The organism is Streptomyces sp. RP5T (assembly GCF_003933965.1).
GTDB lineage: Bacteria > Actinomycetota > Actinomycetes > Streptomycetales > Streptomycetaceae > Streptomyces.
In genome coordinates, this window is sequence record NZ_RSAJ01000268.1 from 1 (window position 1) to 11,019 (window position 11,019).

Annotated in this window: 12 protein-coding genes; 7 read left to right on the top strand and 5 right to left on the bottom strand. The window is 70.8% G+C overall.

What is annotated here, in order from left to right; all coding sequences use genetic code 11:
* Nucleotides 1-72: 72 nt before the first annotated feature.
* Nucleotides 73-519: a peptidoglycan-binding protein gene (locus tag EHS43_RS25335; RefSeq protein WP_125193069.1), complete on the bottom strand. Its 447-nt coding sequence runs from the start codon at nt 517-519 to the stop codon at nt 73-75.
* Between the two features lie 277 nt (nt 520-796).
* Between EHS43_RS25335 and EHS43_RS25340 the strand changes: the two genes are divergently transcribed.
* The 4 genes from EHS43_RS25340 (at nt 797) to EHS43_RS25355 (ending at nt 5,106) form a co-directional block, all read left to right on the top strand.
* Nucleotides 797-1,627 (top strand): peptidoglycan-binding protein, encoded by an 831-nt coding sequence (locus EHS43_RS25340; RefSeq protein WP_125193070.1) that lies wholly within the window; start codon nt 797-799, stop codon nt 1,625-1,627.
* Nucleotides 1,624-2,661: an XRE family transcriptional regulator gene (locus tag EHS43_RS25345; RefSeq protein WP_125193071.1), complete on the top strand. Its 1,038-nt coding sequence runs from the start codon at nt 1,624-1,626 to the stop codon at nt 2,659-2,661. The genes EHS43_RS25340 and EHS43_RS25345 overlap by 4 nt, the downstream gene beginning before the upstream one ends.
* 79 nt (nt 2,662-2,740) lie before the next feature.
* A complete protein-coding gene (locus tag EHS43_RS25350; RefSeq protein WP_125193072.1) occupies nt 2,741-3,307 on the top strand; it encodes a PadR family transcriptional regulator in 567 nt (188 codons plus the stop codon).
* Between the two features lie 80 nt (nt 3,308-3,387).
* A complete protein-coding gene (locus EHS43_RS25355) occupies nt 3,388-5,106 on the top strand; it encodes an acyl-CoA dehydrogenase family protein (protein WP_125193073.1) in 1,719 nt (572 codons plus the stop codon).
* Nucleotides 5,107-5,161: 55 nt separating this feature from the next.
* On the opposite strand, the gene EHS43_RS25360 is transcribed toward EHS43_RS25355, so the two are convergent.
* The 4 genes from EHS43_RS25360 to EHS43_RS25375 all read right to left on the bottom strand — a co-directional run bounded on the left by EHS43_RS25360 (nt 5,162) and on the right by EHS43_RS25375 (nt 7,818).
* On the bottom strand, nt 5,162-5,713 hold the full coding sequence (locus EHS43_RS25360) for a carboxymuconolactone decarboxylase family protein (protein WP_125193074.1): 552 nt from the start codon (nt 5,711-5,713) through the stop codon (nt 5,162-5,164).
* Nucleotides 5,714-5,819: 106 nt separating this feature from the next.
* Complete coding sequence (locus EHS43_RS25365; RefSeq protein WP_125193075.1) at nt 5,820-6,425, bottom strand: dihydrofolate reductase family protein; 606 nt, start codon at nt 6,423-6,425, stop codon at nt 5,820-5,822.
* A gap of 47 nt (nt 6,426-6,472) precedes the next feature.
* On the bottom strand, nt 6,473-6,733 hold the full coding sequence (locus EHS43_RS25370; RefSeq protein WP_125193076.1) for a hypothetical protein: 261 nt from the start codon (nt 6,731-6,733) through the stop codon (nt 6,473-6,475).
* A 23-nt stretch (nt 6,734-6,756) separates the two neighbouring features.
* The gene (locus EHS43_RS25375; protein ID WP_125193077.1) at nt 6,757-7,818 is read right to left on the bottom strand and encodes a YihY/virulence factor BrkB family protein; all 1,062 of its coding nucleotides are present in this window, start codon (nt 7,816-7,818) and stop codon (nt 6,757-6,759) included.
* Between the two features lie 155 nt (nt 7,819-7,973).
* On the opposite strand from EHS43_RS25375, the gene EHS43_RS25380 reads away from it, so the two are divergent.
* From EHS43_RS25380 to EHS43_RS25390, 3 genes are all read left to right on the top strand, one after another.
* A complete protein-coding gene (locus EHS43_RS25380; protein WP_125193078.1) occupies nt 7,974-8,495 on the top strand; it encodes a DinB family protein in 522 nt (173 codons plus the stop codon).
* A gap of 86 nt (nt 8,496-8,581) precedes the next feature.
* Nucleotides 8,582-9,529 carry an RNA polymerase sigma factor SigJ gene (gene sigJ, locus EHS43_RS25385; RefSeq protein ID WP_125193079.1) on the top strand — a complete coding sequence of 316 codons (948 nt, stop codon included), beginning with the start codon at nt 8,582-8,584 and terminating at the stop codon, nt 9,527-9,529.
* Between the two features lie 114 nt (nt 9,530-9,643).
* Nucleotides 9,644-10,840, top strand: a complete 1,197-nt coding sequence (locus tag EHS43_RS25390; protein WP_125193080.1) for an NAD(P)/FAD-dependent oxidoreductase — start codon at nt 9,644-9,646, stop codon at nt 10,838-10,840.
* The last annotated feature ends 179 nt before the right edge of the window (nt 10,841-11,019 follow it).

Sequence of the window (11,019 nt, forward strand, 5' to 3'; positions counted from 1 at the left end):
GGACGGGCCGCGCCCGGTCACTCGACGGACGGTCCGAACAGGTGCGGGGCCCGCCCGGACGGGTCGTACCGGTCAGGCGGCGAAGCGCTTGAACGCCGCCCGGGTGTCCGGACCGGCGATGCCGTCGATCTCGCCCGTGTAGCCGTAGTCGTCCTTCAGCAGTCGCTGCAGGGCCTTGATGGTGTTGGTGCCCGGGTCCCCGTCGATGGCGCCCGTGTAGCCCCAGTACGTCGCGAGGCAGCGCTGGAAGGCCTTCCAGCTGTTGGTGCCCAGCTGGCCGTCGATGGCGCCGGTGTAGCCCCAGTAGTCCGCGAGGAAGTTCTGCACGTTCTTGGCCTCGGCCGTGGTCAGACCGAAGTTCTGCGTAGCTGCCACGGCGGCGGGCTGGGCGACCGCCGTCGTCCCCGTGGTGCTCGCGGTGGCCGCGAAGGCGGTACCCGCGGTCGCCACACTGCCGGCGGCGAGGCCGACGACGGCGACGACACCGGCGATGGTCCTGCCCAGAGCGTTCGGTCGCATGTATTCCTCTTTCGTTCGTGGGGTCGTGCCCCTGTCCACGCCGAGCGGGCCAGGTGGCGGGACCAAGGTGCAGGGCGCCCGGGCACCCTGGCGACGGCCGCGGCCCAAGTGACGGTTTTTCGGGACGACCACCCCGTTGACCTGCGGTGACGGTGTGCGCCGGGACGGTGATGCGGGACACCTGTGACAGATGTGGCGGGCTCATGCAGAATGCGCAGCAGCGGCGGGGGCCGCTGCTCACGCACACGACCAAGCTGACGACCGCTGTGGGGGAACCATGCCGCGCTCCAAGCCGCTGCCCGCGGAACTCGACCCCAGCGCACGGCAGTTGGTGACCCTCTTACGGGGCCTGAAGGACCGCGGCGAACTGACGGTGCGACAGCTCGCGGCCAAGACCGGCTACAGCGCCAAGTCATGGGAGCGGTACCTGGGCGGCGCGTCGCTCCCGCCGCGCGAGGCGGTGGAGGCACTGGCCCGGATCACCGGAACCGACCCCGTCCCCCTGCTCGCGCTGCACGAGATAGCCGCCGACACCTGGGACGGTCGCCGCGCAAGACCCGCCGCCCAGCGTCAGGACGATCAGTGCGAGCGCGAGCAGGAGTCTCCGGCGAGCCCGACGACCGTGCACGACACGGCACTTGCCGCACCGGCGGCGGGCATGCCACCCCGGGCTCCCGAACCGGCCCCCGGTCGCTTCCCGCACCTCGCGCTCACAGCGGGCCTCGCCGCACTGGCCGTAGCGCTGTCGGCGGTCCTGCTGCTCGTGCTGCGCATGGACGACGGTGCCAGCCGGGCTGCCGTCACCGCTTCGCCCCGCACCACCGCGGGCTCCCCACCGCCCTCCTACACCTGCCGCATCACACGGATGGACGGCCGCTGGTGGGCGGGCGTCAACAAGGGGCGCGACACCGAGATCGGCTACGGCGCCAGCGGTGCCGACGTCGCCGAGGCGCAGTGTCTGCTGCGCCGGGCAGGTATCTCGCCCGGTGGGATCGACGGCATGTTCGGCCCGCTGACGCTCCGGGCGGTCAAGACGTTCCAGGAGCGTGCCGGTCTCACCGTCGACGGCATGCTGGGGCCGCGCTCGTGGAAGGCGCTGCGCGGATGACACCCGGGGCGCCCTCACCGCCGGGCGCGCGACTGGCCGCCGTACTACGGAAGTTGAGGCAGCGCACCGGTCTGAGCCTCGCGCAGCTCGCGGACGCGACCACCTACAGCAAGTCGTCCTGGGAGCGTTACCTCAACGGCAAGAGCCTGCCGCCGCGCAGCGCGATCAACGAGCTGTGCCGTCTCGCCGACGAGCCCGCCGGGCACGCGCTGGCACTCCTGGACATCGCCCGCACGCAGGGGACGCAGGGCAGCGGGCCCGCACCGGTGGCAGAGGTTCGGCAGCGCAGGGCCCCCGGGACGGACACACAGGCCGCAGGCAGCGACACCGCCGTCCCCGGGACGCACCCACCAACCGCGGACAGCGTCACCGACCCACCCGACGGCGACAACGCCACGAGGGACACGGAACCGGTGGCCGTACCTCCGCACGCCCGCGGCCCGAGCGAGACGGCCCCGAGCGGCGTCGGCGAGCACCCGGACGCCCCCGCCACCGGTCACCACCGGAACGTGAACATCGCCGCCGCCCTGCTGTCCGCCTGCGCCGTCGTCCTCGGCGCGCTCGTCGTCACCCACCTCCCCCCGGCCGGCCACGAGGAGGCGGCACAGGCGCCCGTGCCTTCCCCGGCGGCCACCGGGGCTCTCTGCCGGCACACGACCTGTCAGGACAAGGACCCGATCTCGATGCGATGCGGTGCCGAGCCGCTGACCGTCGCCGAACACGAGACCGCCTCCGGCGCCTGGGTGCAGATCCGTTACAGCCCGGAATGCGGGGCAGGTTGGGCCCGCATGTGGGGAGCCGCCGTCAAGGACCGTGTCGAGTTGCGGGTGGGAGGCCGGCGCGGCTCCCGGCACAGCGCTCGGGTCACCACCCGCCACGAGGCGGAGACGTACGTCCACACCCTCATGAGCGTGGCCGGCCCCGGGACGCCCGTGCAGGCCTGCTTCAGCCCCGCGACCGGCGGCGAGAAGGAATGCTTCGAGGCCCGCTTCACCGACGGGCCCGGCACCGCCTCCGTCCCGCCCGGCCGGTAGCCGCCCGGCCTGCGTGAGCCCCGTCTCACCTGGGCGGCACCCCTTGGCTATGCAACGAGTTGCATAGCAGGATCGCGGCATGGCGCTCGAGCACGCGATCCTCGTCTCCCTGCTGGAGAAACCGGGCTCCGGATACGAACTGGCCCGGCGGTTCGAACGGTCCATCGGATACTTCTGGACCGCCACCCACCAGCAGATCTACCGGGTCCTCCGGCGCATGGAGAACGACGGCCTCCTCGCCGTCCGTGAGCTGCCGCAGCAGAGCCGCCCGGACAAGAAGGAGTACTCCGTCGTGGGCCCGGGCCGCGCCGCACTCTCCCAGTGGCTGCACGAATCGATCGAACCCGAGAGCATGCGGCACGACCTCGCGGTGAAGATCCGGGGAGCGGCCTTCGACGACCCGTCCGTGCTCATCCGTGAGGTCGAGCGGCACCGTCAGGTGCACAGCGACCGGCTCGCGCACTATCTGTCGGGGGAGCGGCGCGACTTCACCGGCCCTGCCGCCCCCGCCCCGCTCGACGCCGCTCAGGAGCTTCAGCACGTCGTGCTGCGCGGGGGCATCGCGTACGAGCGGATGACGATCGCCTGGCTGGACGACGTGCTCGCCACCCTCCGACGGCTCACTACGCCACGGCCGCAAGCCTGACCCCGCCGGGCCGACGACACCCGCGTCCGGTGACCTTCAGCCCCGCCCCTTCACCCTCAACCCTCGGAAGGCGGACCTCCATGGCCGACTCCCTCCTGTTCAACCCGCGCACCTACGACCCCGCGCACTTCGATCCCGAGACCCGCAGGCTGCTGCGGGCCACCGTCGACTGGTTCGAGGACCGCGGCAAGCGCCGGCTCATCGAGGACTACCGTTCCCGCGCCTGGCTGGCCGACTTCCTCACGTTCGCGGCCAAGGAGCGGCTGTTCGCCACCTTCCTCACCCCGTCGTCCGCGGGGGAGTCCGACGACCAGCGCTGGGACACGGCCCGCATCGCGGCCCTCAACGAGATCTTCGGGTTCTACGGTCTCGACTACTGGTACGCATGGCAGGTGACCATCCTCGGTCTCGGGCCGGTGTGGCAGAGCGACAACGCCGCCGCCCGTACCCGTGCCGCCCACCTCCTCTCCGAGGGCGAGGTGTTCGCCTTCGGCCTCTCCGAGAAGACCCACGGCGCCGACATCTACTCCACCGACATGCTGCTGACCCCGGACGCCGACGGCGGCTTCAGGGCCACCGGCTCCAAGTACTACATCGGCAACGGCAACGCGGCCGGGCTCGTCTCGGTCTTCGGCCGGCGCACCGACGTCGAGGGCCCGGACGGCTACGTGTTCTTCGCCGCCGACAGCCGCCACCCGTCGTACCGCCTCGTGAAGAACGTCGTCGACTCCTCCAAGTACGTCAGCGAGTTCCGCCTCGACGACTACCCCGTGGGCCCGGACGACGTCCTGCACACGGGCCGCGCCGCCTTCGACGCCGCCCTCAACACCGTCAACGTCGGCAAGTTCAACCTCTGCACCGCCTCGATCGGCATCTGCGAACACGCGATGTACGAGGCGGTGACCCACGCGCACCAGCGCATCCTGTACGGCCGCCCCGTCACCGCCTTCCCGCACGTGCGCCGGGAGTTCACCGACGCGTACGTCAGGCTCGTCGGGATGAAGCTGTTCAGCGACCGGGCCGTCGACTACTTCCGCTCGGCCTCCCCGGAGGACCGCCGCTATCTGCTGTTCAACCCGATGACGAAGATGAAGGTGACCACGGAGGGCGAGAAGGTCATCGACCTCATGTGGGACGTGATCGCCGCCAAGGGCTTCGAGAAGGACACCTACTTCGCCCAGGCCGCGGTCGAGATCCGGGGGCTGCCCAAGCTCGAGGGCACGGTGCACGTCAACCTCGCGCTGATCCTCAAGTTCATGCGCAACCACCTTCTCAACCCTGCCGAGTTCGCGGCCGTACCGACCCGCCTCGACGCGGCCGACGACACGTTCCTCTTCGAGCAGGGGCCGGCCCGCGGCCTCGGTTCCGTGCGCTTCCACGACTGGCGTCCCGCCTACGACGCGTACGCCGGCGTGCCGAACGTCGCCCGCTTCCGTGAACAGGCCGACGCGCTGTGCCAGTTCGTCGCCACCGCGGCGCCCGACGAGGAGCAGAGCCGCGACCTCGATCTGCTCCTCGCCGTCGGCCAGCTGTTCGCGCTGGTGGTGCACGCCCAGCTGATCCTCGAACAGGCCCGCCTGACGGACCTCGACGAGGACGTGCTCGACGAGTTGTTCGCCGTCCTCGTCCGCGACTTCTCCGCCTACGCCGTCGAACTGCACGGCAAGGACTCGGCCACCGCGGACCAGCAGCGCTGGGCCCTCGATGCCGTCCGGCGTCCCGTCGTCGACGAGGCGCGCTCGGGCCGCGTCTGGCAGCGCGTGGAGGCACTGTCCGGGGCGTACGAGATGGCGCCGTGACAGTGCCCGGAGGCAGTTCCGTGTGAGCCGTCGCCGGACTCTGCGATCGGCCGAATCACCGGCCCTCTTCGCTCCCGGCGGGAGGGGTGTCGCCGTAGGGCGGCGGCACCTCGTCCGCGGTCGTCACCTCGAAGGTGTTGAGGAAGTCGCAGATCAGCTGGTAGAAGCCGACGGTGATGACGAGATCGGCGAGCTGGTTCACCGTCAGGAACGCCGACAGTTCCTTGCGCGCTGCCTCGTCGAGGGTGTGCCGGGCGAGCAGTCGGTCGGTCGCGGCGAGGACGGCGGCCTCTGCCGCGGACAGGCCCTCGGGGGAACCGGTCGCGGCGGCGGCGATCGCGGCCTCGCCGAGTCCGACCAGACGGGCGATGTTCTCGTGGTGGTGGATCTCGTACGCGGCCCCGTAGACATGGCCGACCCGCACGATGGCCAGTTCACGCAGCGGGTCCGGCAGCGAGTTCTGCCGCAGGACCGCGTCCCCCAGCGCGAGCACGCCGGGCGCCAGCGCGGGGGAGTGCATCAGCATCCGGAACACGTTGAGCGAGCCGCGGGCGGTCACCTCCTCCCGCAGTTCGGCGGGCAGTGCGGAGAGATCCGGGAACTCCATGTCGGCTCCGTTCGCTGGGCGATGGACTGCACACAGGACGGGGATCCCCACGGAGCCCGGATCGAACACCACCCGACGCGAAGTGCCGGCCGACGCCGGCCGGATGTCAGTAACTGTCGAAGCTGGGGCGGCCGTTGGGCCGGTAAACGCCGACGACCGTGCCGTTCTTCGTCGCCGAGACGCTGACCGGGTCCAGCGCGGTGGGGATCGCTCCGTCGGCGAACAGCCGCTTGCCGGAGCCGATGATCACCGGATGGATGGTCAGCCGGTATTCGTCGACCAGGTCGTGACGCATGAGGGTCTGGGCGAGGTCGCCGCTGCCCACGACGTTGATGTCGCCGCCCTCGGACGCCTTCAGCGCGCGTACGGCTTCGACGGTGTCGCCCTCCAGCAGGGTGGAGTTCTGCCACGCGACGGACGTCAGGGTCCGGGAGGCCACGTACTTGTGCATGCTGTTCATCCGCTCGGTGAACGGGTTCGCCGGATCGGCGGTCGGCCAGTACGACGCGAAGATCTCGTACGTCTTGCGGCCGAGCAGCATCGCGTCGGAGGACTCGTACCACTCGGCGATGGCGGCGCCGACCTCGTCGTCGCTCACCGGCTTCTGCCAGCCGCCGTACTCGAAGCCGCTCTCGGAGTCCTCGTCGGGCCCGCCCGGCGCCTGCATGACACCGTCGAGCGTCAGGAACGTGCAGACAATGATCTTGCGCATGGTGCGCTCCCTTCGTCGAAGAGGTAGACGCGACGGTCGCCGAAAACTCATCGGCGGAAGGGTGCCCCAGGAGTCGCCCGGCCGGGGGCGACGGAGCCGGCCGGGAGGGCGGCGACGTGGGCGGCGGCCGCGGTGAAGAACCGGACGGTCCGTTCCGGGTCCCTGCCGGACGGCAGTCCGTGGCACAGCGCGCCGCCGAACGCGTGGCGCGCTCCCGGACCGCCCGTCACCGCGCCCGGGACCGGCGGGACCTCGGCCGTGGTGCCGTCGCAGTGCACGGCGAGGACGTCCTTGAAGGACAGCCTCACCCCGGCCAGTGATCGTGACGGGCCTATGACTCAAGGCGGCGACGGTCTTCCTCGTCCCACTTGCGGGTGTCACGGGGCTGGACGTAGGGCTCCTGTTCGACTGGATGGCCGCCCGCGATGGCACGCTGGCGGTGCAACTCGGCGTCGAACTCCAGGCCGAGCAGGATCGCCAGGTTGGTGATCCACAGCCACACCAGGAAGATGATCACGCCGGCGAAGGTGCCGTAGGTCTTGTTGTACGAGGCGAAGTTCGCCACGTACAGGGCGAAGCCGGCGGAGGCGATCATCCAGATCAGCAGGGCCAGCAGACTGCCGGGTGTGATCCAGCGGAAGCCTCGGACCTTCGCGTTCGGTGTCGCCCAGTACAGGATCGCGATCATGATCGTCACCAGGAGCACGAGCACCGGCCACTTGGCGATGGACCACACTGTCAGGAAGGTGTCCCCGACCCCCAGCGTGGTGCCGACCTGCCGTGCCAGGCCGCCGGTGAGGACGACGATCAGCGCGCTGATCACCGCCATGACCATCAGCACCACCGTCACGGCGAACCGGACCGGCAGCACCTTCCATGCCGGCCGGCCCTCGGGGATGTCGTAGACCGCGTTCGCGCTGCGGATGAACGCGGCGACGTATCCGGACGCCGACCACAGCGCGAGGACGAGGCCCACGATCGCCATGATCGACCCGATGCCGGCCTGGCCCTGCATCTGCGTCACGGCGTTGTTGAGGACGTCGCGGGCCGCGCCCGGAGCCAGTTTCTGAATGTTGTCCAGTACCTTCTGCGTGGCCGACTGGCCGACGATCCCCAGCAGGGAGATCAGCGCCAGCATGGCCGGGAACAGTGCCAGGATCCCGTAGTAGGTCAGCGCCGCGGCCCGGTCGGTCAGCTCATCTCTCTTGAACTCCTTCAGGGTGCCCTTCAGCACCATCTTCCAGGACTGTTTGGGCAGGTCGGTCAGTGTGTCCGGTGACTGCCGCTCCACCTGTTCGTCCGGTCCGACGGCCGTCCCCCGTCCAGCCTCGACGTCCTGGTCGACCGCGCTGTGCCCGCCGTGCCTGCCATGTCGCTTCAGTGTCCTTACCATGCGGTTCGGGTAGCCGGACTTACCTGCCCCATACCTCCCATAACAGACAAAATGTCGATCGTGGGTGGATCGACCCCACATCGGAGTGCACGACAAAGCGACTGCCTTGGTCAACTCCCTGCGCGGTCGCGGAGATTGGTGGATTCTGGGGGGCCATGACCGACAAGTTGAACGAAACACCGGTGGACAGTGAGGTCGGAACCCTTCTTCGGGTTCTGAACGGGCAGCGGCGCCATGTCCACGGCATCCTCGAAGGACTCGACGCGAAGGATCTGCGGCGGCCCGTGCTGCCTTCCGGGTGGCACTGCCTGGGGCTGGTCCAGCACCTCGCGCTGGACGTGGAGCGGTTCTGGTTCCGCGCGGTCGTCGCCGGGGACGACGAGGTCGTACGCGGTCTGACGAGCGGCGACGAGGCATGGCAGGTGGCCCCGGAGGTGCCCGCCGCCGAGGTGCTCGACCTGTACCGGCAGGAGTCGGAACGCGCCGACGCGGTGATCACCGCCACCGCTGCGGACGCCGCCTTGGCCTGGTGGCCGCATGACCTGTTCGGCGAGCCGCACCTGCACACCCTGCGTGACGTTCTGCTGCACGTCATCACCGAGACCGCGTGCCACGCCGGCCACCTCGACGCGGCGCGCGAGCTGATCGACGGCCGCCGCTGGATGGTCCTGACCTGAGGCTCCCGGTGCGGCGCCGCGTCTGACGCGTGATCGTCGTCGGTGCCGTCGCCCCGTGGCCACAGGCCCCTGGATAGGATCTCGGCATGCCCCTGACTCGCAGCGACGTAGACCGGTTCGAGGCCGCAAGGCCGCGTCTGGAGGCCATCGCCTACCGCATGCTGGGCTCGGCGAGTGAGGCCCAGGACATCGTGCAGGAGACCTATCTGCGCTGGCAGGGGGCCGATGTCGCGAGTATCGAGGTGCCCGAGGCATGGCTGACCAAGGTGCTGACCAACCTGTGCCTCAACCAGCTCTCGTCGGGCCGTGTGCGCCGCGAGACCTACGTCGGCCAGTGGCTGCCCGAACCTCTCCTCGAAGGGGACCCGATGCTGGGCCCGGCGGAGACGGCCGAGCAGCGCGAGTCGGTGTCCTACGCCGTGATGGTCCTGCTGGAGCGGCTCTCGCCGAACGAGCGCGCGGTGTACGTGCTGCGCGAGGCTTTCGCGTACTCCCACCGGGAGATCGCGGGGATGCTGGATCTCACCGAGGCGGCCAGTCAGCAGATCTTCCATCGCGCGAAGAAGCACGTGGCGCGGGGCCGGGCACGGGTCGACATCGACGAGGCGGCCGCGCGCCGGATCGTCGAGGAGTTCCTCGCCGCGGCGACCAGTGGTGAGACGGAGCCGCTGATCAAGCTGCTCACCTCGGACGCCATCGTGATCGGCGACGGCGGCGGGAAGGTGCCGGCCCGGGCCAGTGCCGTGGAGGGCGCGCTCGCGGTGGCCAGGTTCCTGCGGGGGCTGTTCAAGCCGGCCCCGGCCAAGCGGGACCTGGTCGGCGGTTCGCCCGATCTCTACGCCATCACGGCCAACGGCGGCCCCGCGGTCGTCGCGGTGGTGGACGGCCGGGTCTTCGGCGTCATGTGCCTGGAGCGGACGGACGAGGGCGTCGTCGCGGTGCGCAGCCAGGTCAACCCGGACAAGCTGGAGCGCGCGACGCGGCGCTGGGCGGCGGGCGACTTCGGCCCTCCCGTGGTCACCGGAGCCCTCTGACCCACTCTGTGACGCAGGTCACTCTCCACTTCTGTCAGGGATTCGCGGGCTGCCCGGTTCAAGGGGCGTGACCGGGCCAGAAGGCACCGGACCCGTGCGGACAGGAGTAAGCGCATGCAGCACCGGATCATCGTCCTCGGCGCCGGCTATTCCGGAGCGATCGCGGCAGGCCGCCTCGCCAAGCGGCTGCGCCGTGAGGACGTCACCATCACCCTCGTCAACGCCGAGCCCGACTTCGTCGAGCGGGTACGGCTGCACCAACTGGCCGTGGGCCAGGAACTCAAGCCCCGCCCGCTGGAGGAGATGTTCGCCGGCACGGGCGTCGAGGTGAGGCTCGCCAAGGTCACGTCGGTCGACGTCGACGGCAAGTCGGTCACGGTGCAGAGCGCGGAGGGCAGCGCGGAACTGCCGTACGACACCCTCGTCTACGCCCTCGGCAGCGCCGTGAACGACCATGGCGTCCCGGGTGTCACCGAGCACGCCCACCAGATCGCGAGCCGCCCGGGCGCACTCCGCTTGCGCGAGCGCCTGGCCTCGACGGCCGGGGGCGAGACGGTCCTCGTCGTGGGAGGCGGACTGACCGGCCTGGAGTTCGCGACGGAGGTGGCGGAGGCCCGCCCGGACCTCGACGTCACCCTCGTCGCGCGCACCGAACTGGGCGACTGGCTCTCCCCGAAGGGCCGTGCGCACCTGCGCAAGGTCGTCGACGGGCTCGGCATCACCGTGCACGAGCACGCCACCGTGACCGCGGTCGAGGCCGACCGTGTCACCACCGCGGACGGCCGGACCCTCCCGGCCGCCGTCACCGTCTGGACGACGGGCTTCGCGACCCACCCGCTGGCCGCGTCCACCAGCCTCGAACTCGCTGACGACGGCCGCATCGTGGTCGATGGGACGATGCGGTCCGTGTCGCACCCGGACGTGTACGCGATCGGCGACGCGGGCCACGCCCTGGGCGCCGATGACAGGCCCCTGCGCATGTCCTGCGCCTCAGGCACCCCCATGGCCTGGCAGGCAGCCGACGCCATCGCGGCCCGCCTGACCGGCGGCAAGCTCCCGAACGCCCCGCTGCGCTACTTCAACCAGTGCATCTCCCTCGGCCGCAAGGAGGGCCTGATCCAGTTCGTCACCGCCGGCGACCGCGCCGTGGACCGTGCCCTGACCGGCCGCCTGGCGGCTCGCTACAAGGAAGTGGTCTGCCGGGGCGCGGCGTGGGGCGTGGCCAACCCGACGCTGGGCATGCCGGTGCGACGGCGGCGGACGGTGTCGGACAGCCCGGCGTCGGAGGGGACGGCGCGGGTGGCGGCGTGACGCGGGTGCTGTCTCGTACGGGGCTCCGTGCGCGCTCTCGTACGGGGCTCTCGTACGCGGCAGGGAAGAGCCGGAACGCTCCGGTGCTTCCGTGCCGCGTGGAGACGGCGGAGGGCCTCGGCTTCGACGCGCGCTTCCGCGCCGGCCTCTGCCGTCGGGGTCGGGGCCGGGGCGAGGGC